The 18257-nt window shown below is 60.7% G+C and carries 30 protein-coding genes and 1 tRNA gene; 20 read left to right on the top strand and 11 right to left on the bottom strand.

The annotated features are described in order from the left end of the window. Positions 1-13 precede the first annotated feature (13 nt). The 7 genes from KBY49_RS00225 (at position 14) to KBY49_RS00255 (ending at position 3662) form a co-directional block, all read left to right on the top strand. On the top strand, positions 14-694 hold the full coding sequence (locus KBY49_RS00225) for an MBL fold metallo-hydrolase (RefSeq protein ID WP_254932785.1): 681 nt from the start codon (positions 14-16) through the stop codon (positions 692-694). A 173-nt stretch (positions 695-867) separates the two neighbouring features. Then, positions 868-1143: an HU family DNA-binding protein gene (locus tag KBY49_RS00230; protein ID WP_006911342.1), complete on the top strand. Its 276-nt coding sequence runs from the start codon at positions 868-870 to the stop codon at positions 1141-1143. A 69-nt stretch (positions 1144-1212) separates the two neighbouring features. Beyond that, positions 1213-2208, top strand: a complete 996-nt coding sequence (gene gluQRS, locus KBY49_RS00235) for a tRNA glutamyl-Q(34) synthetase GluQRS (protein ID WP_254932786.1) — start codon at positions 1213-1215, stop codon at positions 2206-2208. Positions 2209-2288: 80 nt separating this feature from the next. Then, positions 2289-2474, top strand: a complete 186-nt coding sequence (locus tag KBY49_RS00240; RefSeq protein WP_254932787.1) for a hypothetical protein — start codon at positions 2289-2291, stop codon at positions 2472-2474. A gap of 116 nt (positions 2475-2590) precedes the next feature. Continuing rightward, on the top strand, positions 2591-2854 hold the full coding sequence (locus KBY49_RS00245; RefSeq protein ID WP_254932788.1) for a hypothetical protein: 264 nt from the start codon (positions 2591-2593) through the stop codon (positions 2852-2854). A 9-nt stretch (positions 2855-2863) separates the two neighbouring features. After that, positions 2864-3076, top strand: coding sequence for a hypothetical protein (locus tag KBY49_RS00250; protein WP_254932789.1), 213 nt, complete (start codon positions 2864-2866; stop codon positions 3074-3076). Positions 3077-3104: 28 nt separating this feature from the next. Beyond that, positions 3105-3662 carry a DUF2939 domain-containing protein gene (locus tag KBY49_RS00255; RefSeq protein ID WP_254932790.1) on the top strand — a complete coding sequence of 186 codons (558 nt, stop codon included), beginning with the start codon at positions 3105-3107 and terminating at the stop codon, positions 3660-3662. Between the two features lie 8 nt (positions 3663-3670). Here KBY49_RS00255 and KBY49_RS00260 read toward each other — a convergent pair whose 3' ends face one another. Continuing rightward, a complete protein-coding gene (locus KBY49_RS00260; protein ID WP_254932791.1) occupies positions 3671-3934 on the bottom strand; it encodes a hypothetical protein in 264 nt (87 codons plus the stop codon). Between the two features lie 416 nt (positions 3935-4350). Here KBY49_RS00260 and coxB point away from each other — a divergent pair, with 416 nt between their 5' ends. From coxB to KBY49_RS00290, 6 genes are read left to right on the top strand one after another with little or no spacing between them, the layout of a single operon-like run. Beyond that, positions 4351-5157, top strand: coding sequence for a cytochrome c oxidase subunit II (gene coxB / locus KBY49_RS00265; protein ID WP_254932792.1), 807 nt, complete (start codon positions 4351-4353; stop codon positions 5155-5157). Positions 5158-5172: 15 nt separating this feature from the next. Beyond that, complete coding sequence (ctaD, locus tag KBY49_RS00270; protein ID WP_254932793.1) at positions 5173-6789, top strand: cytochrome c oxidase subunit I; 1617 nt, start codon at positions 5173-5175, stop codon at positions 6787-6789. After that, entirely contained in the window at positions 6786-7421 is a 636-nt protein-coding gene (locus KBY49_RS00275; RefSeq protein ID WP_254932794.1) for a heme-copper oxidase subunit III, read from the top strand. Before ctaD ends, KBY49_RS00275 begins: the two co-directional genes overlap by 4 nt. 27 nt (positions 7422-7448) lie before the next feature. Then, positions 7449-7664 (top strand): Nif11-like leader peptide family natural product precursor, encoded by a 216-nt coding sequence (locus tag KBY49_RS00280; RefSeq protein WP_254932795.1) that lies wholly within the window; start codon positions 7449-7451, stop codon positions 7662-7664. A 29-nt stretch (positions 7665-7693) separates the two neighbouring features. Continuing rightward, positions 7694-8341, top strand: coding sequence for a class I SAM-dependent methyltransferase (locus KBY49_RS00285; RefSeq protein ID WP_254932796.1), 648 nt, complete (start codon positions 7694-7696; stop codon positions 8339-8341). Continuing rightward, the gene (locus KBY49_RS00290) at positions 8341-8838 is read left to right on the top strand and encodes a hypothetical protein (RefSeq protein WP_254932797.1); all 498 of its coding nucleotides are present in this window, start codon (positions 8341-8343) and stop codon (positions 8836-8838) included. Before KBY49_RS00285 ends, KBY49_RS00290 begins: the two co-directional genes overlap by 1 nt. A 21-nt stretch (positions 8839-8859) precedes the next feature. Here the strand turns inward: KBY49_RS00290 and KBY49_RS00295 are convergent, their stop codons facing one another. Both KBY49_RS00295 and KBY49_RS00300 read right to left on the bottom strand, forming a co-directional pair. Further along, on the bottom strand, positions 8860-9153 hold the full coding sequence (locus KBY49_RS00295) for a HigA family addiction module antitoxin (RefSeq protein WP_254932798.1): 294 nt from the start codon (positions 9151-9153) through the stop codon (positions 8860-8862). A 23-nt stretch (positions 9154-9176) separates the two neighbouring features. Further along, a complete protein-coding gene (locus tag KBY49_RS00300) occupies positions 9177-9554 on the bottom strand; it encodes a hypothetical protein (protein ID WP_254932799.1) in 378 nt (125 codons plus the stop codon). A gap of 32 nt (positions 9555-9586) precedes the next feature. Here KBY49_RS00300 and KBY49_RS00305 point away from each other — a divergent pair, with 32 nt between their 5' ends. Next, a complete protein-coding gene (locus tag KBY49_RS00305; RefSeq protein ID WP_254932800.1) occupies positions 9587-9970 on the top strand; it encodes a DUF393 domain-containing protein in 384 nt (127 codons plus the stop codon). Positions 9971-9995: 25 nt separating this feature from the next. Here the strand turns inward: KBY49_RS00305 and KBY49_RS00310 are convergent, their stop codons facing one another. After that, positions 9996-10577: a rhomboid family intramembrane serine protease gene (locus KBY49_RS00310; RefSeq protein WP_254932801.1), complete on the bottom strand. Its 582-nt coding sequence runs from the start codon at positions 10575-10577 to the stop codon at positions 9996-9998. Between the two features lie 52 nt (positions 10578-10629). Further along, on the bottom strand, positions 10630-11205 hold the full coding sequence (locus KBY49_RS00315) for a PCC domain-containing protein (protein WP_254932802.1): 576 nt from the start codon (positions 11203-11205) through the stop codon (positions 10630-10632). Positions 11206-11273: 68 nt separating this feature from the next. Here KBY49_RS00315 and KBY49_RS00320 point away from each other — a divergent pair, with 68 nt between their 5' ends. The 3 genes from KBY49_RS00320 to KBY49_RS00330 are packed head-to-tail and all read left to right on the top strand — an operon-like array spanning position 11274 to position 14315. Then, positions 11274-12152, top strand: a complete 879-nt coding sequence (locus KBY49_RS00320; protein WP_254932803.1) for a PfkB family carbohydrate kinase — start codon at positions 11274-11276, stop codon at positions 12150-12152. Continuing rightward, positions 12121-13455 carry a DUF2252 domain-containing protein gene (locus tag KBY49_RS00325; protein WP_254932804.1) on the top strand — a complete coding sequence of 445 codons (1335 nt, stop codon included), beginning with the start codon at positions 12121-12123 and terminating at the stop codon, positions 13453-13455. The genes KBY49_RS00320 and KBY49_RS00325 overlap by 32 nt, the downstream gene beginning before the upstream one ends. Positions 13456-13460: 5 nt before the next feature. After that, positions 13461-14315 carry a galactose mutarotase gene (locus KBY49_RS00330; protein WP_254932805.1) on the top strand — a complete coding sequence of 285 codons (855 nt, stop codon included), beginning with the start codon at positions 13461-13463 and terminating at the stop codon, positions 14313-14315. Positions 14316-14335: 20 nt separating this feature from the next. Here the strand turns inward: KBY49_RS00330 and KBY49_RS00335 are convergent, their stop codons facing one another. Both KBY49_RS00335 and KBY49_RS00340 read right to left on the bottom strand, forming a co-directional pair. Further along, positions 14336-14719, bottom strand: a complete 384-nt coding sequence (locus tag KBY49_RS00335; RefSeq protein WP_254932806.1) for a HEPN domain-containing protein — start codon at positions 14717-14719, stop codon at positions 14336-14338. After that, positions 14706-15008 carry a nucleotidyltransferase family protein gene (locus KBY49_RS00340; RefSeq protein WP_254932807.1) on the bottom strand — a complete coding sequence of 101 codons (303 nt, stop codon included), beginning with the start codon at positions 15006-15008 and terminating at the stop codon, positions 14706-14708. The genes KBY49_RS00335 and KBY49_RS00340 overlap by 14 nt, the downstream gene beginning before the upstream one ends. Positions 15009-15258: 250 nt before the next feature. Here KBY49_RS00340 and KBY49_RS00345 point away from each other — a divergent pair, with 250 nt between their 5' ends. Continuing rightward, positions 15259-15816 (top strand): hypothetical protein, encoded by a 558-nt coding sequence (locus KBY49_RS00345; RefSeq protein ID WP_254932808.1) that lies wholly within the window; start codon positions 15259-15261, stop codon positions 15814-15816. Between the two features lie 13 nt (positions 15817-15829). On the opposite strand, the gene mazF is transcribed toward KBY49_RS00345, so the two are convergent. Both mazF and KBY49_RS11735 read right to left on the bottom strand, forming a co-directional pair. Continuing rightward, the gene (gene mazF / locus KBY49_RS00350) at positions 15830-16186 is read right to left on the bottom strand and encodes an endoribonuclease MazF (RefSeq protein WP_254932809.1); all 357 of its coding nucleotides are present in this window, start codon (positions 16184-16186) and stop codon (positions 15830-15832) included. After that, positions 16186-16428 carry an AbrB/MazE/SpoVT family DNA-binding domain-containing protein gene (locus KBY49_RS11735; RefSeq protein ID WP_255004120.1) on the bottom strand — a complete coding sequence of 81 codons (243 nt, stop codon included), beginning with the start codon at positions 16426-16428 and terminating at the stop codon, positions 16186-16188. The genes mazF and KBY49_RS11735 overlap by 1 nt, the downstream gene beginning before the upstream one ends. Positions 16429-16786: 358 nt before the next feature. Here KBY49_RS11735 and KBY49_RS00355 point away from each other — a divergent pair, with 358 nt between their 5' ends. After that, positions 16787-16939, top strand: a complete 153-nt coding sequence (locus tag KBY49_RS00355; protein ID WP_254932810.1) for a hypothetical protein — start codon at positions 16787-16789, stop codon at positions 16937-16939. A 156-nt stretch (positions 16940-17095) separates the two neighbouring features. Here the strand turns inward: KBY49_RS00355 and KBY49_RS00360 are convergent. Beyond that, positions 17096-17169 (bottom strand) — tRNA-Arg (locus KBY49_RS00360). 97 nt (positions 17170-17266) lie between these two features. Between KBY49_RS00360 and KBY49_RS00365 the strand changes: the two genes are divergently transcribed. Beyond that, the gene (locus KBY49_RS00365) at positions 17267-18022 is read left to right on the top strand and encodes a hypothetical protein (protein ID WP_254932811.1); all 756 of its coding nucleotides are present in this window, start codon (positions 17267-17269) and stop codon (positions 18020-18022) included. Here KBY49_RS00365 and KBY49_RS00370 read toward each other — a convergent pair. Continuing rightward, the gene (locus KBY49_RS00370) at positions 18001-18243 is read right to left on the bottom strand and encodes a hypothetical protein (protein WP_254932812.1); all 243 of its coding nucleotides are present in this window, start codon (positions 18241-18243) and stop codon (positions 18001-18003) included. The two genes, KBY49_RS00365 and KBY49_RS00370, sit on opposite strands and share 22 nt — an antisense overlap. Positions 18244-18257 lie beyond the last annotated feature (14 nt).

Raw genomic sequence — 18257 nt, forward strand, 5'->3', positions numbered from 1 at the left:
CGACCCTGTTGTTGTGCAAACCCTTGCCTTAGATCCCGGCCGTCCGCCCCAACAGGTGCGCCCTGGCCTCTGGTTGTTTGCCCCCAGCCGCGATAGCCAGGGGGGTAGCAGCTGGTTGCTGGAAGCCGGGCAGATCGGCTGCAGCGGCGATTTGCTGGTGGATTGCCCCGGCTACACCGAGGCCAATTTGGCCTTTTTGCGCCAGCGCAGCTCAGAACGGGGGCCAGGAAGGCTGGTGCTGACAAGCCGGGAGGGCCACGGCCGCTGCCGCCGGCTGCAGGAGGCCCTGGGCTGGCAGGTGGTGGTGCAGGAGCAGGAGGCCTACCTGCTGCCGGGCATTGAGTCTTGCCTCACCTTTGCTGAAAAATACAGCCTGGGCCCAGGGCTAGAGCTGCTCTGGACCCCGGGGCCCACGCCGGGTGCATCTGTGTTGCACTGCCAGGTCGGGGAAGTCGATGGACTCTTCTGCGGGCGCCTGCTTTTGCCCGTCGCTCCGGGCCAGCTCCAGCCCCTGCGAACGGCCCGCACCTTCCACTGGCCGCGGCAACTTGCCAGCTTGTGGAGACTAACCAGCTGGCTACCCAGCAACAGTCCGCAATGGATTGCCTGCGGCGGCGCCCTGGGGGCGCTGCGGGGCGAGAAGCTGGTGCTCAATGGGGCAGAAGCCTTGGCCCAACTGGATTTGTCGGCTTAGGGGGGAGCAGTTAATTAGATCCAGGGCCGAATGGTTTCAGTTGCCTTTTTGCGGAAATTGTGACCAAAAGCACTGCTGTGACCCGCATTTGAGTTGCCGTCTTAGGTGAAGGCCCATACCATTGGCGCGTTGACAAACGGCTCACTGGCCCCCCAACAGGTTTTCCCCGTCCCATGAACAAAGCTGACCTCGTCAATCTCGTGGCCGCCCGCACCGAGTTGACCAAGACCGATGTTTCCCAAGTGGTAGATGCAGCAATCGAAACCATCATTGATTCCGTGGTCGAAGGCAAAAAGGTGTCGATCCTTGGTTTCGGTTCCTTTGAGCCCCGCGAGCGTTCTGCCCGTCAGGGCCTGAACCCTAAGACCGGCGAAAAGATCAAGATCCCCGCCAAGCGCGTGCCCGCCTTCACCGCCGGCAAGATGTTCAAGGACCGCGTTCAAGGCTGATTTAACCCTCTGGAAGCTTTAGCTCCCAGCCAGACCTAACTTCAAGCGGCCCTGAGGGGCCGCTTTTTTATGGCTTCTTTCTTGCCGCTGTTGCCCCAGCACCTCGCGGAACAGGTCTCGGCTGGTTTGCGGCAGCGTGAGCAGGGCTACCGGGGCCGCTTTGCCCCTTCCCCCACCGGTGCCATGCACTGCGGCAATCTGCGCACCGCCCTGCTCGGCTGGCTGGAGGCCCGGCTCCAGGGGGGAGCCTGGCTGCTCCGCATCGACGACCTCGACACCCCTCGCAATCGGCCTGGAGCCAGCGAGGCAATCCAGGCGGATTTGCTCTGGCTGGGCCTGGCCTGGGATGGATCCGTGCTCTGGCAAAGCGAGCGGCGGGGGATCTATGGCTCCGTGCTCTCGGGCCTGCGGCGCCAGGGCTGGCTTTATGGCTGCCGTTGTAGCCGCAGGATGTTGGCTGATATCTCCGCTCCCCATGGCCTGGGCGGCGTTTATCCAGGCAGCTGCCGGGAGCTGGCCCTGGGGTGGGGCATGGAGCAGGGGCGCTGCCCCAGCTGGCGACTGCGGCTGCCCGCCGGAGCTTTGTGCTGGCAGGAGCGCTACGGCCCACCCGGCGAACTGGATGGCCCCCAGGCCGTGGGGGATGTGGTGTTGCGGCGAGCCGATGGGTTTTTGGCCTATCACCTGGCCACGGCGGTGGATGAATTGGTCCTGGGCATCAGCGATGTGCTGCGGGGCTCCGATCTCTGGGGGGCAACGGCAGCCCAGGTGGCGGTGATGGCCCGGCTGGGGGCATCTCCTCCTCGCTACGGCCATCTGCCCCTCTGGCGCGATGGCCAGGGCCAGCGCCTCAGCAAGCGAGAGGGTTCTGAAGGCTTGGCCGGTTTGCGGGCCCAGGGCTTGGATGCCCCGGCCGTGGTGGGGCTGCTGGCCGCCAGCGCGGGGCTGGTGCCGCAAGGGGCCCGCCTCAGTGCGGCCGAACTGCTCCAGGAGCTGACCCCCAGCTGCCTCGATGCGTGCCTGAGAGCTTTTAGTGACGGCGCCGCTTCAGGCGCCAAGACTTAAGGAAGGTTTCGGGATCGGAGGGGCAAATTGCCGCCACACTGTGTGGAACGCAAAACACAGTCAGAATGGGGCGCAATTCCATGAACTCATGCAGCCATTGCGGCGGCAGCGGCAATCTCCGGCTCGGTGAGCAGAGCTACCGCACCTGCCTTGAGTGCCTAGGCCAGGGCCAGGTGCCTGGTTCCCACCCGGCGATGACCACAGCAGCGGTGCTGCAGGGGCGGCTGCCGAGGGTCAACGCTTCGCCTTCTTCTGTCGCCAGATAAAGAAAGTTGCCGTCGCCACAACCGCGGCCAGGGGGGCTGCCGTCAAAAGGAGCAGGATGACGGCGGTCCAGTCGGTGTACATCGCTGCAGGATCGAAGTCGGCGCCATCATCATTCATGCCTGTCCTGCTGATTCCTCTGCTGCTTCTTGCTGGGCTGTTTCCCTTGGCTGGGCTGTTGCCGGCAAGGGCCGGAGTGGTGTTTGACAACTGCCAATCCCTGCCTGGGGGTGCGGTGAGCTGTGATACCCGCCCAACCGGCAATACCCGCGATGATGACGAGGCAGCTCGCTATGGCCTGTTTGACCAGGCAAGCCCTGGCTGGAATGAGTTTGACCCAGAGGAGGGCTACAACTCAATGATGGGCTACAGCGGCTATTGAGTTGATTCCATGCATAAGCCCAATGGCAACCTGCGCATCGCCCTGGCACTTGTGGCCCTATTGGGGGCGGCGGTGTTGCTGCATGTCCATGCCCTGCGGGTGCATGGGGTGAGGCCCCAGCGGGAGCTTCCCAGCACCAGGCTCAAGCCAAGCCTTAATTCCAACGACAAAAAGGGCGGCACCCAGGGGGTGCGGATTTTTCGCCTCCTAAACGGCAGATGAGCCGTCAAGTTTTTTCGCAACGTAACTTTTGCAAGGTACTAATCACCGTCTTGTTGCCCTGGCGCTAGGCACTGCCGCCACCATTTATGGGGGCAGCCCGATCTTTGCACTGGCCGATTGCGGGCTGGCCCTGGCCCAGGGCAATGGGTCCAAGGTCAGCAGCTATATCGATTTCCCTGCCCTGCGCTCATCCCTAAAGGGCGAAGCCAGGCAGGTGGCCCTGTATCGGCTTAGCGGCCAGCAACAGCCAGGGGCAAATCCCTTGCTGGGCTTGGCGAACCTGGTGATGGGCCCGGTAGTTGATGCGGCGGTGGAAGGCTTGGCAACCCCGGATGGGATTAGGGCCAGGGTGAGTCAGCAGGCGGATCAAAATCCCAGGGCTGCCGGATCTGCCGATTCCCCATGGGGGTTGGCCCAGCTGTTGGCCAGCACGAGCATGGGTTACAGCTCTCCCAATAGGTTTGTGGTCAGGCTCAAGGATCGACAGCAACGACCCCTGGCGCTCACCCTGGCCCGCCAGGGTTTGGTTGGTTGGAAGCTGGTGGCCATCGATTTGCCACCAGATGGCAGGTTTGAACCCTCCTGATGCCAGCTTTAGGAGGCTTGCTCTGGTTGCCCTGCTGGATCAAGGGCGATGTGGTTGAGCAGGGTTGTAGTGAAGGCAAAAAGTAAAAATGGAAGCGAAAGCACCAGGATGACGCCCACCGCCAGTAGGGCGAAGATCGGATTGTTTGCCCCCATCAGCGCTAGGGCGGTCGCCAGGCAGGCAAAGATCACGATCATCCAGATCAGGATTTGGCCGTAGATGTCCCCAAAGCTCAGGGTGCAGCGGAGCTGGTAGGCCTGATGGCGGTCCATGGGCTGGGGGGCTGGGGCTACCACAGCTAAGGAAGGACCAAGGCCCTTGAACCAATCCCTCAACAACTGTTTTCACTATTGATTGGCCAGCTGACTGCCGGATTGATGGCCCCACTGGTGGCCTGATTGATTTTCTGATTGCTTGCCGCCGCCCCGATCTTGCCTAGCCTGGCCATGCCTTCCAGAAATGGGCGCCAACCAAAAATTGCCCCCAACAAACCATGACCACCCACGACCTGGGCCAGTTGGTGCTGCTGCTCCTGCCGGGGATGTTTCTCTCGGTGGCAGTGCTTGCCACCTTTGCCGCCGGCGGCTGAAGCCCCAATTTTGAGTGGGTCCTTCAACACATTCTTAAAACCGGCTCTGCTCTAACGGCAGGGCCTGCCTAGCCTGGTCCAGCTTCAAGCTTTTCGGCCTTGTCTTCCCTGCGGACGTCGGCAACTACAGCCTTGCTGGGCATAGCGATTGTTTTGCTCGGCCTTTGGGTTGGTAACAACGTTTCGATGCTGCCGGTGCAGGCCAGCAGCAATGCCCCCTTCTACGACGAGCTGTTTCGGGTGCTGTTCAGCATCGGCACAATGCTGTTTGTGGGGGTGTGCGGTCTGTTGATCTACAGCCTGGTGCGCTTTAGGCGCCGCAGTGGTGATATGGGTGACGGTTCCGCCGTCGAAGACAACCTGCCCCTGGAGATTGTCTGGACGGCAATTCCAGCGGTAGTCGTCTTGTTTGTGGGCCTGTACAGCTACAACACTTACGAGCGGATGGGCGGCATGAGCTCCCTCGGCGACCACGGCTCCATGCAGGCCAGTGCTGGCAAAGAAGAGCGGGTTTGGGCTGGCATTGGCATGGCTTCTGGCGAGGCGGCCACCATGCAGGTTGATGTCACAGCGATGCAATTCGCCTTCATCTTCAGCTACCCCGATAGCAGCATCACCAGCGGTGAGCTGCATGTGCCGATGGGGCAGCCGGTGGAGCTGCATCTCAAGGCCAACGACGTGATTCACGCCTTCTGGGTGCCCCAATTCCGACTCAAGCAAGACGTCATCCCAGGCCAGCCAACGGTGCTGTCGTTTACGCCCACCAAGGCCGGCACCTATCCGGTTATTTGCGCTGAATTATGCGGGCCGTACCACGGCGGCATGCGCACATCGGTGGTGGTGCAGGAACCCGATGCCTTTGAACAGTGGGTGCAGCAGAACAGCCCTAATCCAGTAGCCACCTAAGCCCTTCCCCCAGCCATGGCCTTCACCAGCTCCCAACCAGCTCCTTTGGCCCATGAAGCCGAGGGTGGTTGGCGTCGTTATTTCGGCTTCAGCCTCGATCACAAGGTGATTGGTATCCAATATCTGGTTACCAGTTTCTTTTTCTACTTTGTTGGTGGGGTGCTGGCGGGGATGATCCGCACCGAGCTGGCCACGCCGATTTCCGATTTTCTTGATCGTGAGTCGTACAACGAGGTGCTCACCCTCCACGGCACGGTGATGATTTTTCTGTGGATTGTGCCGGTGGTCAACGGTGCCTTTGGTAATTACCTAATCCCCTTTTATGTGGGTGCCCGCGACATGGTCTTCCCGCGCCTAAATGCGGTCGCATTTTGGCTGATTCCCCCGGCGGGGCTGATGTTGATTTCTAGCTACTTCATCACGGGTGCGGCCCAGTCGGGCTGGACCGCCTACCCACCCCTGAGCCTGACCACTCCCGCTGCAGGCCAGCTGATCTGGATATTCAGCGTGATACTTCTTGGGGGCAGTTCGATTCTGGGCGGCATTAATTTCATCGCCACAATCTTGAAGCTGCGTAGACCGGGCCTAAAGCTGATGCAGCTGCCGATGTATTGCTGGGCCATGCTGGGAACCAGCATTTTGGTGGTTCTTTCCACGCCAGTACTTGCGGGCACATTGATCTTGCTTGCTTTCGACATAGTTGCCCACACGGGCTTCTTTAATCCAGGCCTGGGCGGCAACGTGGTTGTGTACCAGCATCTTTTCTGGTTCTACTCGCACCCTGCCGTTTACATCATGGTGCTGCCGGCATTTGGCTTGGTCAGTGAAATATTGCCCGTGCATGCCCGCAAGCCCCTTTTTGGCTACACCACCATGGTGTATTCGATTATGGCAATTGTTTTTCTGGGCCTAATTGTTTGGGCCCACCACATGTTTACCAGTGGCACCCCTCCCTGGATGAGGTTGTTCTTCACGATTGCCACCGCCTTTATCGCCGTGCCCACGGGCATCAAATTCTTTAATTGGCTTGCGACCCTATGGGGAGGAAAGATTGCCCTCAATAGCGCAATGCTTTTTTCCTGTGCCTTCATTGTCAATTTTGTTTTGGGCGGCATCACCGGCGTTGCCTTGGCCCAGGTGCCTTTTGATGTCCATGTCCACGACACCTATTTTGTGGTGGCCCACTTCCACTACATCGTTTACGGAGGCACGGTCTTCGTGATCTTTGCTTCGGTTTACCACTGGTATCCGAAGTTCACCGGCAAGATGTTGGATGAAAAGCTGGGTTTACTGCACTTTGTGCTCACTTTCATCGGCTTCAATCTTTGCTTTGGCCCCCAGCATTGGCTCGGTATGAATGGCATGCCTCGCCGGGTAGCTGAGTATGATCCCCAATTCACCCTGTTGAACCAAATCAGCAGCGTCGGCGCCCTGCTGATGGCCCTCAGCACCCTGCCCTTCTTGATCAACGTGGTGATGAGCTACTACCGGGGCCAGGAGGCTGGAGACAATCCCTGGCGTGCCCTTACCCCTGAATGGCTCACCAGTTCACCGCCCCCGGTTGAAAACTGGCATGGGCCCGCCCCCCATGTGCTCCACCCCTACGGCTATGGCAAGGAGGTTTCACCATGACAACCATTGGCAGCACCAGTGAAACCCCCAGCTCTGGGTTGGATGCATCCCTAGGGGGTGCTGGCCACGGGGAGCACGGAGAGCACGAGGAGCACGGTGATTTCCGGCTCTATGGCCTGGTTCTGTTCCTGGTGGCCGATGGCATGACCTTTGCGGGTCTGTTTGCCGCATACCTCACCTTCCGTGCCGTAAACCCCCTGCCCCCCGGCGGGATTTATGAATTGGAGTTGCTCCTGCCCACCATCAATACGGTGCTGCTGGTGCTGAGTAGTTTCACTTTCCATCGCGCTGGCCGCCAGCTGCGGGCCGATGACTCGGCCGGTTGTCGCCTTTGGTTGGCGGTCACGATTGCCCTGGGGGTTGCCTTTCTGGCGAGCCAGATGCGTGAGTACTTCACCCTTCCCTTTGGCCTCACCAGCAACCTGTTCGCCAGCACCTTCTATGTGCTCACGGGCTTCCACGGCTTGCACGTCACCTTGGGGGTGATGCTGATGCTGATTGTTTTGTGGCAGGCCCGCCCCGGTGGTTCAATCACCAGCCATAGCCATTTTGGCCTGGAGGCCGCAGAGCTCTACTGGCACTTCGTGGATGGCATCTGGGTGGTGCTGTTTGGGATCATCTACCTGCTGTAGTTTTGACCCTTGCTGCCCGCGAGTGCCATGTCTCTTGACCAGCTCAAGGCATTCATGGCCCGCATGCAAGCCGATGGGGCCCTCAAGCAGGAGGTGCTGGCTGGGGCCACGGCCGATGATGTGGCCCAGATTGCCAAGCGGCTGGGGTTTGAATTTTCAGGCGATGAACTCCTCCGCGCTTCCGGTAAGCGATTCGATCGGGTTACGGTGCGTAAAAACGACCTGCCTGGCGAATACAACTAGGCCCTTTTCCCTGTAATCGACCGACGCTGATGGCGGTTCAAGTTCTCAGTGAATCCCAGCGCCGTAAGTGGGACTCCAGCGAAGACCAGCTTTTCTACGCCCAGCCGCGCTTTGTGCAGCACCTTGATGGCTCCTTTCGCCAGCGGCTAACCCAGCTCTATCAAGACCGCATACCAGCTCGAGCTGTGGTGCTTGATCTGATGTCTAGCTGGGTATCCCATTTACCCGAAGCTGGCGTTTATGAACGGGTAATTGGCCATGGTCTCAATGAGCAGGAGTTGGTTGCCAATAAGCGTTTGGATAGCCATTGGCTGCAAAATCTCAACCTCAACCAGGAGATTCCCCTTAAGAGTGAGAGTGTTGATGTGACGCTGATTGTGGCGGGTTGGCAATATCTTCAGTATCCGGAGGCGGTGGCGGCGGAGCTGCTGCGGATCACCCGCCCGGGCGGAATGGTGATCGTTTCTTTCTCAAATCGCATGTTTTTTACCAAGGCGCCCCAGGTGTGGGCCGATGGCAGCGATAAGGACCATCTCTCATATGTGGGTGAAGTTCTGTTGGCCCAGGGCTGGTCGAAGCCTGAGTTTCTGGCTGAACAAACCCGGGCGCAGGGATTAAAGGGTTTAGTGGGTGGAAATGGTGATCCCTTTTTCTCCGTTATTGCTACTAAGTCTTAATGGATATTTCGCCCCTTTTATTGCCAAGTGCAGGCCAGCTGTTGGCCCTCGAGGATCAGGCTCGGCGCCTGGGTACGGGTCTGCAGGCAGCGCAATTGCAGGGCTGTTGGCAGCTGGAGGTGGTTTGGCCGAAGGGCAGCCAACGGCCTTCAGCCTTCAGCGGCTGGCTGTTGCGCGGTTTGGCGGCCAGGCTTGAGATCGATCTAGACGGCGAGGGCCTGTTGCTCTGCAACGCCGTGAACCTTGGCGCTTTGGAGCTCCGCTTTCGCGGCCGAGGCCGCTTGCAGGGCCGCCGACCGCTGCTGCTTTTCAGCTTTGATCGGCTGGAGCTGGGCCTGGGGGGGAGGGTTTTGCTTCAGCGCGAATTGCCCGCGCCCGCTGCGAAGCGGATGCCCTTCTTTGCCTTAATCAGCCGAGATACACAGGGCTTGCTGGCAGCACGGGGCCGCGGTGGCGGATTGGCCCTGTGGCGGCTGATGCCAGGGTCCGGTGGCTGATGCCCAAAGATTGGTGCCTGGTTAGCAGGCAACCAAGGGTTGAATCTGTTCTAGCTCTGCTGACAATTCGACCACGGCCACCTCAGTGTCGTGGGCTGCCTGGGCCCGTAACCAGTAGCCGGGGCTGAGGCCGAGATAGCGGCACAGGCGCAGATCGGTGTCGGCTGTTATTGCGCGCTGGCCAGCAACGATTTCGCTGATGCGGGAAGCCGGTACGCCGATGGCCTTTGCCAGCCGGTACTGACTGACACCTAGGGGCTGGAGGAACTCTTCGTTGAGTAGTTCACCAGGGGTTATGGGGGGAAGGCGGTCCATGATGGGATTAGTTGTTGATTCGATTACGGATTGGCTTCACAGCTGAAGTTCTCCCACTCGCCGCGCCGCTGGGAGAAATCGGGGTGGTTGGGATCGATGGCCTGCCACCACCAGCGGCCATCGCTGTAGCTGGGAATGCCAGCGTTGTTGGTGCGGGGCAGCTGCAGGCTCAGCTCTCGCCACTGCAGAACGATGAAGGCCCCAGGCACGGTGCCTGCATTGCTATTTGGAATTCCCGTCGCATCCACCGCGCCCATGTGCTCCTCGGCCGTCAGCGCTTCCCCTTCGCATAGGTATTGCGTTGGAGCAGCGGCAAGCGCCGTTGGTGCGGCTATCAGGCTGACCAGCGGCACTACTAGCGGCAGTAGCAGCGCCAGGAGAAAGGCCAATAACTGGGTCACGGCGTTGGGGTGGCGATGGTCAGGATGGAGCAATGACTATGGTGCTCGTGTACGACGGCGGCTGCCCCTTTTGCCGTCATTTTGCCCTGCGCAGTGAGCTGGTGGGCGGGATGCCTGGGCTCGAAATTCGAGACGGCCGCGCTGATCACGTCCTACGCAGCCGGCTCAAGCAGCGTGGCCTGGATCTGGCCCTTGGCGCGGTGCTCCTCGATGGGGATCAGGCCTGGCATGGGGCAGCGGCGATTGCTGAACTGTGCCGCTGCATGGCCCCCAGTGACCCTTTGCTGCAGCTGCTCAGCCAACTATTTAGCGCCCCCAAGCGAGCCCAGAACCTCTATCCCCTATTGCTCTGGGCCCGGCGAACCGCCCTGCATTTGAAAGGTCTGCCGGTGGACCCTGATCACTCGGGCGTTTAGAGACTCCCGTCTCCAGGGGCTGGCGCTACGGCTTGCCGTCATCGGCAAGGGCCAGGGCTGCTAGCAGGCCGCCGGCGAAGCCGCTGAGGTGGCCAATCCAGCTGACGCCGGGCGGTGAAAAAATTGGCAGCAGGCTGGGCAACACTCCTGCATAGGCGATTAGGGCCAGCACCGACAGGACAAGTGATAGGGGGCGCTTCTCCAGCCAGCCAATTAGGAGCAGGTAGCCCAGCAGGCCGTAGACCACCCCGGAAAGGCCATGGCTGCCGTTTGGCCAGAACAGCCACACGGGAATGGCAGTGGCGTACACCCCTAGCCACACGGCCAGGTAGGCGCGCCGGCCGCGCAGCAGCACCAGCCAAGACAGGGGCAGAAAGGTCAGAGAATTGGCCAGCAGGTGGCCGAAACCGCCGTGGCTGAAGGGCGCGGTGAGCACCCCGAGAAACGATCCCCCAGGGACCATCGGCAGGTTCCACTTGCCGCCGAACAGCAGCTGATCCACCAGCTCCTGTAGCCAGGGAATCACCAGGATCAGCGGCGGGATCAGAAGGTTGATGCCAGCCCTGGCGATCCAGCGATCCAGCCGCTGGGGCAGGGAGTCGTTCATGGCGCCGTAAGGGTGCAGTTCAGCATGGCAAGGGCCGCCACCTCTCCGCTGCTCACAGCCCGCGCAGGGGCTCCAGCTCGCCGCGGCTGTGCAGCTCGGCCAGGGCGTCGTAGCCGCCGATGGCCACGCCATCGATGAACAATTGGGGTACGGACCCTCCGCCAGTCGCCTCGATCTCCTGGAAGGGGATGCCCAGGGTGCGCAGCATGCGCAGGGCCCGGCGCGAGAAGGGGCAACCGGGCAGGGTGGCGATCTCTACCCGGGGCCGCATCTGGGTGGCACCCGCAGCAGGGCTGGGGCTTTCGTCGAGCAGGCCCACCAGCAGGTCGGCGCCGCGAAGCACCAGGGTGCCGTGCTCGAGGTGGCCGCCCCACACCTGGCATTCGGCATCGGAGAAGCTCAGGTGCAGGTGCACACCCCCAGGCGAGAGGGTGCCCTGCAAGGTGATGATCTCCAGCTCGCCCTGGAGCAGGGTGGGCGCGGTTTTGCCAGGGCAGGCGAAGGCCGCCCGGGAGAGGTTGCCCACCACACTGAGCACGAAGCCACTGGCCTGGTGCTCGAGCGCCAGCTGCTCAAGGCTGCGGCGCACATCGCTGCCGGCTTCGAGGTGGAGCGGCAGGGCACGCATGGCGGGTGGCAAGGCAAGGAGGCCGAAAGGTTACGCCGGCTCCATGCTGGAGCGGTTGCACGGTTGCCATGTCTGCTGATCCGGCCCTGGGCTGCCTGAAGTTGGCGGTGGTGGGGCACGTCGAGTGGGTGAGTTTTGTGGCGGTGGAGCAGCTGCCGATTGCGGGCAGCATCGGCCATGCCTCCGCCCATTTGGAAGAACCGGCTGGAGGCGGTGCCGTGGTGGCGGTGCAACTGGCCCGCCTTACGGGCCGGCGGGTGCCCTTTTTTACGGCCCTCGGCCGGGATGCGGTGGGCGAACAGGCCGTTGCCCGCCTCAGCGAACTGGGCCTGGAGATGCACGTGGCCTGGCGTGATCGACCAACCCGCCGGGGCATCAGTTTTGTGGACCGGCTGGGTGAGCGCACGATCACCGTGATCGGCGAGCGCCTGACGCCAGTGGCCGCCGACCCCCTGCCCTGGGGCGATTTGGCAGGGTGTGATGGTGTCTTCTTGACCGCCGCCGATGCGGTAGCACTGCAGCATGCCCGCCGCGCCAAGTTGCTTGCGGCAACCCCCAGGCTGGGGCTGCCACTGCTAGAGGCCAGTGGTGTGCAATGCGATGCCCTGATCGGCAGTGCCCTCGACCCCGGCGAGCAGGTGCCGGAAGGTTCCCTGACCCGGCCACCGCGACTGCGGATCGCCACCGAAGGAGCCGCCGGCGGCTGGTGTCAGCCCGGCGGCCGTTTTGCGGCGGTAGCCCTAACGGCGGAGCCGGTGGATAGCTACGGCTGCGGCGACAGCTTTGCTGCCGGGGTGACGGCCGGTTTGGCGGCGGGCTGGCCCGCGGCCCAAGCCCTCGCCCTCGGGGCCCGCTGCGGCGCCGAATGTGCGGTGCAGTTTGGGCCCTACGCCCCGACCAGTGTTCCACCATGGGATGGCAACCCCGGCTCCGGCAAAGGTGTCTAACGAACGGCAGAACCAGCGCCCCGATCCGATTGAACTGCTGATCAACCAGGAAGTTCAGCGCTTGCCCTGGCTCTTGCCGGAGCGCCATAGCCGCATGGCCCAAAGCCCCTTTGCCTTTTACCGGGGGACGGCGGCGGTTATGGCTTCTGACTTAGGCCGTCAGCCCCACTCCGGCCTGATGGTGCAGCTCTGTGGTGATGCCCACCTGATGAATTTCGGGTTCTTTGCATCGCCCGAACGGCAACTGCTGTTTGACATCAACGACTTTGATGAAACCTATCCCGGCCCGTTTGAGTGGGATCTGCAGCGGCTGGCGGCCAGCTTGATACTCGCGGCCCGCAGTTTGGGCTTGGGCGATCAGAAACAGCAAAAGATCTGTCGCCGCAGCATTCGGGCCTATGGCGAGGCGATGGCCAATTTTGCTGCCATGCCGTTCATCGAGATGTATGTGATGCGGCTCGATGTGGAGAGATTGATTGCTGAACACAGCAGCTCCCTCCAGCAGCATTTGGTCGATGTGGTGGCGGCCGCCAAAAGGCGCGACAGTCGCCAGGCCGTGCGCAAGCTCTGCGTTAGCGGCAGTGATGGGGAGCTGCGCTTTCGCCATGATCCACCCCTGATCTGGCGTTACGAAGAGCTGTCTGAGCAGTGGGGCGGAGGGGCAATCTTTCAGCAGCGCTTTGATGTGATGTACGAGCAGTATTTGTTGAATATCCGTCCGGAGATGCGGCTGGTGATGTCGCAGTTTCGCTTTGTAGATGCAGCGCTCAAGGCGGTGGGCGTCGGATCGGTTGGCACCCGCTGTGCCGTTGGGGTGCTTGTGGGCAGCCGTCCCGACGATGTTTTGGTGTTGCAGGGCAAACAAGTCGAGCCATCGGTCCTGGCCCCCTATCTGCCCAAGGGCGGTCCTGAGCACCAGGGCCAACGGGTGGTGGAGGGTCAACGCTTGATGCAAACCGCGAGCGATGCCTTCCTGGGCTGGACAACTACGCCAGAGGGGCTTCATATCTACTGGCGCCATTTCCGCGACTGGAAAGGGTCTGTTGATGTGACCTGCCTGGATGCCGATGGGCTGAGTGATTACGGCCGTCTCTGCGGCTGGACCCTGGCCAAGGCCCATGCCCGCTCAGGCAATCGCCGGGCAATCAGTGCCCATATCGGAGAACCCAAATTATTTGCCAAGGCTTTGGTTGGGCAGGCTTTGTGCCATGCCGATCAGGCAGAAGCTGATTACCAGATGCTGCTTCAGGCCATCGGCGATGGGCGCCTGCAGCAAAGTGGGCAGCAATCCCCCCAGCCCTGATCGCCATGCCCCTGATTCAGCGCGACACCCCCTATCCCCATTGGGAGTTCAGTGATCCCAGCAGCGGCGACCTATTGCGGGTGGTGCCGGAGCGAGGCGGCTTGATCAGCGGCTGGCGTTGCGGTGATCGGGAGGTGGTCTACCTCGATCTGGAGCGCTTCCTCGATCCCGCCCAATCGGTGCGGGGCGGCTTCCCGGTGTTGTTTCCAATTACCGGTGGCCTGCCAAACAACGAATTGCCCCTGCCCCAGGGCACCTTCACGATTGGTCAGCACGGTTTTGCGCGCCAGTTGCCCTGGCAGATGGAACCCCTCGCCGATGGTCGGGGCGTGCAACTGCAGTTAAGCGACACCCCAGAAACCCTGGCGGCCTACCCCTTTGCTTTCCTGCTCAGCATGGAGGTGCGGCTTGCCGCCGGCGCCCTCGAAATCAACACCACGGTCACCAACCGCAGCGAAGCACCGATGCCCTTCAGCTTCGGTCTGCACCCCTATTTCAACCTCTTAAGCCTGGAGGGCGTGAGCTTTGAGGGGCTGCCCGATGGGTGTCTCAATCACCTGACCATGGCCCCTGCGTCCACGGCAGAGCAGATGCAACGCCTTGCCACGGGCATTGATCTGCTGGTGCGGCCCACGGGCCCTGTGCGCCTGGTGGATGGGGCCGCTGGCACCACCCTCGAGCTGCAGCCCAGTCACCCCTTCGATTTGGTGGTGCTTTGGACCGAGCCACCCCGGCCAATGGTTTGCATCGAACCCTGGAGTGGCCCCCGTCAGTCGTTGTTGAGTGGTGATCGAAAGATCGAATTGGCTCCAGGGGCCAGCACCGAACTAAACACCCGCTATGCCCTGGGCCAGGCCTGAGGCGCTGTGGCTTTCAAGTTTTAAGCCTGTCTGCCCATAAATGAACTCACCTCGTCAAGCAGAGATTGCGCAGTCTCTAGCCAGATTTGGCGGTTTAGGTCCAATGGCTCTATCTCATCGTCGTAGCGAAATTGAACAGCAAAGAGAGTGAAACGGGATAACTGTAGATAGGGTGAAATGTCGACTCCTTGCTGGCGCAAAATCTGTAGAAGCTCGGCTATGTCATGGGTGAATGGAGGCCTGAGATCAAGGCTGAGTATCCAGGCTTTGAAAGCTTTCTCTATGGCCTGCTGTATATGAAAGCCCCAACTAGATTCATCGGCCTCGTCAACAGAAAGTAGTCGCGCAGTCCGGAGATCGCGCCAGGCCACTCGAAGCATGGCTTGGGCTTCAAAGCTCGCCATTAAGTGATCTCCCATCTTGATAGGCCTGGGCAATCGCGTGGCTCAGCCATTTGCGACGCTCCTCGACCTTGCTGCGCGGATACAAAAGCAGATCAACTGAAACGCGATGATGGGCAAGCTTGTTCCAAAGCTCTCCAAGAACTCCAAACCAATCATTATTGGCGTACCACGCGTCGCTCACTGTGATCATCAGGTCTACATCGGAATCCGGCCTTGCGTCGCCACGGGCGTGGGAGCCGAACAAGCGCACTTCGGCTCCTGGGATCTCTTCAATGATCTCGGCAGCCATCTGTTGGAGTTGGGCTTCGCTGATAGGGGGCCGGTCCATGGCCCCCTCAACGCCCCGGGTAAGCATTTCACCCATCGCCTTCCCCGCAGCATTTTTTCAATATTAGCGCTGTTGATTGGTTGTGTCCTGGCTTGCGTGAATGGATCGCGTAGCCGCTTTCACTGATTTGATGTCTAACAATTTTATTCCACTGTGCTTCCATTTCGGCAGTGGCGGCCAGGTCTATAATTGGAAGAGCTGTTCTAGCAGCATGAACAAAGTCGTGCTTCCTATTGCCGCTGGTTTGGTGCTGATCCTGTTTGGTCAGCACCTAGCTGGGGCCTTCGTGATGGGCATTACTGTGATCTTTGGCCTGAGGCTCCTGGAGCAGCAATTTGCTGAAAGGGCTGTTGCTGGCCACCATGGGAATAGCCCAAGGGATCTAATTATTGTTCGCAGCCTTGATGGTGCGGGCACCTTTTTGCAGCAGTTCACGGGTTCTTTCTTTGCCTGCATGTTCTGGATGACCCAGGGCAATCTGGGGCTGACAACGGCGGCCCACTGGATAGCTGCATCTCAAACCGGTTTGGCGGCTGCTGCAATTTTGCAGATAATCCAGCAGGTGCCCCAGCTTTCACCCCTTCTGAAGGGGCGTTGGCGCGCATTTGTCGTTACTTCGTTGGTTGTTTCAAGCGTGGATCGTTGTATCCACCCAGGCCACTTTGGCGGCCCCCTTACCGAAGCTCTCCTTACGGGGATGTCGGCCTATGGTCTTAACCTTGCCATGGACGGCGGCTACGAAATGTTCCTGGCCCTGCTCAAGCTCTGAGCAGATAGCGATGTTAGGGGTTGGCAGGCGTGTCGACTTCAAGAAGAGGTAACACCCTTGCAAACACCATCGCCATTACATCTGAGGAAGCTCGCTCTATGAACGATGCTTTTCTAGATCGCCAGTCAAGGCTTTTAATCTGATCCGAAAGAACGACTCCACCCACTACATATCCATCGGGGAGCCGTACTTCAAAAGGGTATCCCTTGATCTTTGAAGTTACAGGGCAAAATAAGGCCAGCCCGACCTTTGCATTGTAGTTCTTAGGAGATATAACAAGTGCTGGCCTTCTTCCACGTTGTTCACTTCCTGCCTGTGGTGTGAACTCCAGCCACACCAAATCACCACGATCTGGCACGTAGGAAGACATCAGAATGCTTCAGCCCCTACGGCATCACCTGAGTCAATGGACGAGTGGATGTTGTCTCCGGTGACGCCTGCAAGAAGATCCGCAAGCCTCAGCCGACTTGGCGCGGAGCGCCTCAAGACCATCTCACCATCCTTCGCGGTGAGGCTGACCTCCGCACCAGCTCCCAGGCCCAGCTCTTCAGCTATGCCCCGTGGAATCCTTACGCCAAGGCTGTTCCCCCATTTTTGAACCTTTGTTTGCATGCCCAGTAAGCGGCTATACACGGACTATACAGCTTCCTTGAGCGGTTTCTGGTCCCTGGGTAGAGGGTCTTGACGGCAGCGGCCAAGCTCCGGAAATATTCCACGGAGGGAATGCTGGATGTGGCATGTCTGTCAGACCGCTGTCTTCGAAGACTTGTGGGGCGAGCTCAGAGAGCAGGCGTAGGGCGATGTGACGGCCATCGTGGAGCTGCTTCAGGAGATGGGCCCCCAGCTGCGTGTGTTCTATGCCTTCGAGCCAACTCGCAGCGCTGTCCTGCTGAATCGGGGTAATCCCACAGCTCCGAACGGCGCGAGCGCATTGAGCAGCGCAAGGATCAGCTGCGGCACGAGATGACCCTTGCGCAACTTCGTCCAGGCCATGGGAGGCGAGCTGGAAGTGAGGGCTGTTTTCCCTGGCCGCGCCATTGAGATCAGCACCTTTTCCTCTCTGGTAGGCAAGCCGGCTAAATCGCGCGATGGCAAAAAGAAACAGCAAATGGTTGAGGCGTAGAGATCACTCTTCTGGCGCGATGCTTGCCCGGCCACCAGGCATCCGCATGTATTGGCAGATTGCCTAATACATGGGTGGTATTGGCTGAACTGGGCCGGCGGCTGATACCTCGATTGATGGCGCTGCCGCTTTCGTAACCGCGCCGCGCCATTGAAACGCCCCCTGTGTGATTCGAACACACGACCGGCTGCTTAGAAGGCAGCTGCTCTATCCAGCTGAGCTAAGGGAGCAGGCTGGCCGATGACCAAGCCATTGGCATTGTGCCAGTGCCCTTTACTCCGCTGTCCTTCACTCCGCCTAGAGTTGGGGGCTGCGTAGTGATTTTCCATGGCTGCCCCCAGGCTTAGCGACAGCCAGAAAAGTGAGCTGGTGGAGCGCTACCGCGCTGGTGAGGCCAGCCAGGCCCTTGCTGAGCTCTATGGCTGCAGCGTCAATACGGTCAGCAGGGTGGTGAAGGCGGCATTGCCGGCGGCTGAATATGAGCTGCTCAAGGCCCAACGCGCCAAGGGAGCCAAGCCTGCAGCTGTGCCCAAGCCTGCGGCGGTGACGCAACATGAAGCAGTGGCAGATCCTGCAGAGGCCCTTGACCAGGTGGTGGTCAATGACGTTGCAGTCCATTTGGCCATCGACGACGCCGATGACTTTGGCGACGAACTAGAAGACGGCTCGGCCGATTCAGACCCCGAGCTGGAAGACCCCGAGCTAGAAGACGACACCGACTACTTCATGGCGATTCCGATCGCCCTGGTGCCCCACCATGACGGGCCGGTGGAATGCCAGCCCCTGGCTGATGCGGTTCTACCCGCCAGCGTCTACATGCTGGTGGATAAAACCGTCGAGCTCCAGGCCAAGCCCCTCAAGGAATTCACCGAACTGGGCCTGCTCCCTGCAGATGAGGAGGAGCGTCAGGCCTTGATGGTTTTCAGTAATCCCCGCCAGGCCAAGCGGCAGTGCGGCCGCAGCCAGCGGGTAATCAAGGTGCCCGACACCCGCATCCTTGAGCGCACGGCCCCTTATCTGATTGCCCAGGGCATCAGCCGGGTCGTCTGCGAAGGCAGCCTCTATTCCCTGCCCGGTAGCTGATCGCCCCGCGGGGCCAGCAGGGCCACGCTGCAGCCGCCGCTGATTACCCCCACCACCAGGGCCAGGCCCACCAGGAAGCCAGCCGGGAGTTGGGCCGTGCGTCCCACCCCCAGGTTCAAGCTGGGCCGCTGCTCCAGATTTTGGGCGCCCAGGCACAGGATCGCCAACAGCAGGCTGCCCCCCAGCAGGCTGGCAACCAACAGGCGCAGGCGCACAAGCATGGCTTCGGGGCTGG

This window comes from Cyanobium sp. WAJ14-Wanaka (genome assembly GCF_024345375.1).
Taxonomy (GTDB): Bacteria; Cyanobacteriota; Cyanobacteriia; order PCC-6307; family Cyanobiaceae; genus Cyanobium_A.

What these genes read in the sequence shown, in the direction of transcription:
- KBY49_RS00230 (WP_006911342.1), top strand. Translation starts at nt 868, where the DNA reads ATGAACAAAGCTGACCTCGTCAATCTCGTGGCCGCCCGCACCGAGTTG.
- gluQRS (WP_254932786.1), top strand. Translation starts at nt 1,213, where the DNA reads ATGGCTTCTTTCTTGCCGCTGTTGCCCCAGCACCTCGCGGAACAGGTC.
- KBY49_RS00240 (WP_254932787.1), top strand. Translation starts at nt 2,289, where the DNA reads ATGAACTCATGCAGCCATTGCGGCGGCAGCGGCAATCTCCGGCTCGGT.
- KBY49_RS00245 (WP_254932788.1), top strand. Translation starts at nt 2,591, where the DNA reads ATGCCTGTCCTGCTGATTCCTCTGCTGCTTCTTGCTGGGCTGTTTCCC.
- KBY49_RS00250 (WP_254932789.1), top strand. Translation starts at nt 2,864, where the DNA reads ATGCATAAGCCCAATGGCAACCTGCGCATCGCCCTGGCACTTGTGGCC.
- KBY49_RS00260 (WP_254932791.1), bottom strand. Translation starts at nt 3,934, where the DNA reads ATGGACCGCCATCAGGCCTACCAGCTCCGCTGCACCCTGAGCTTTGGG.
- ctaD (WP_254932793.1), top strand. Translation starts at nt 5,173, where the DNA reads ATGGCCTTCACCAGCTCCCAACCAGCTCCTTTGGCCCATGAAGCCGAG.
- KBY49_RS00275 (WP_254932794.1), top strand. Translation starts at nt 6,786, where the DNA reads ATGACAACCATTGGCAGCACCAGTGAAACCCCCAGCTCTGGGTTGGAT.
- KBY49_RS00280 (WP_254932795.1), top strand. Translation starts at nt 7,449, where the DNA reads ATGTCTCTTGACCAGCTCAAGGCATTCATGGCCCGCATGCAAGCCGAT.
- KBY49_RS00285 (WP_254932796.1), top strand. Translation starts at nt 7,694, where the DNA reads ATGGCGGTTCAAGTTCTCAGTGAATCCCAGCGCCGTAAGTGGGACTCC.
- KBY49_RS00290 (WP_254932797.1), top strand. Translation starts at nt 8,341, where the DNA reads ATGGATATTTCGCCCCTTTTATTGCCAAGTGCAGGCCAGCTGTTGGCC.
- KBY49_RS00295 (WP_254932798.1), bottom strand. Translation starts at nt 9,153, where the DNA reads ATGGACCGCCTTCCCCCCATAACCCCTGGTGAACTACTCAACGAAGAG.
- KBY49_RS00305 (WP_254932800.1), top strand. Translation starts at nt 9,587, where the DNA reads ATGACTATGGTGCTCGTGTACGACGGCGGCTGCCCCTTTTGCCGTCAT.
- KBY49_RS00310 (WP_254932801.1), bottom strand. Translation starts at nt 10,577, where the DNA reads ATGAACGACTCCCTGCCCCAGCGGCTGGATCGCTGGATCGCCAGGGCT.
- KBY49_RS00315 (WP_254932802.1), bottom strand. Translation starts at nt 11,205, where the DNA reads ATGCGTGCCCTGCCGCTCCACCTCGAAGCCGGCAGCGATGTGCGCCGC.
- KBY49_RS00320 (WP_254932803.1), top strand. Translation starts at nt 11,274, where the DNA reads ATGTCTGCTGATCCGGCCCTGGGCTGCCTGAAGTTGGCGGTGGTGGGG.
- KBY49_RS00325 (WP_254932804.1), top strand. Translation starts at nt 12,121, where the DNA reads ATGGCAACCCCGGCTCCGGCAAAGGTGTCTAACGAACGGCAGAACCAG.
- KBY49_RS00330 (WP_254932805.1), top strand. Translation starts at nt 13,461, where the DNA reads ATGCCCCTGATTCAGCGCGACACCCCCTATCCCCATTGGGAGTTCAGT.
- KBY49_RS00335 (WP_254932806.1), bottom strand. Translation starts at nt 14,719, where the DNA reads ATGGCGAGCTTTGAAGCCCAAGCCATGCTTCGAGTGGCCTGGCGCGAT.
- KBY49_RS00340 (WP_254932807.1), bottom strand. Translation starts at nt 15,008, where the DNA reads ATGGCTGCCGAGATCATTGAAGAGATCCCAGGAGCCGAAGTGCGCTTG.
- KBY49_RS00345 (WP_254932808.1), top strand. Translation starts at nt 15,259, where the DNA reads ATGAACAAAGTCGTGCTTCCTATTGCCGCTGGTTTGGTGCTGATCCTG.
- mazF (WP_254932809.1), bottom strand. Translation starts at nt 16,186, where the DNA reads ATGTCTTCCTACGTGCCAGATCGTGGTGATTTGGTGTGGCTGGAGTTC.
- KBY49_RS11735 (WP_255004120.1), bottom strand. Translation starts at nt 16,428, where the DNA reads ATGCAAACAAAGGTTCAAAAATGGGGGAACAGCCTTGGCGTAAGGATT.
- KBY49_RS00365 (WP_254932811.1), top strand. Translation starts at nt 17,267, where the DNA reads ATGGCTGCCCCCAGGCTTAGCGACAGCCAGAAAAGTGAGCTGGTGGAG.
- KBY49_RS00370 (WP_254932812.1), bottom strand. Translation starts at nt 18,243, where the DNA reads ATGCTTGTGCGCCTGCGCCTGTTGGTTGCCAGCCTGCTGGGGGGCAGC.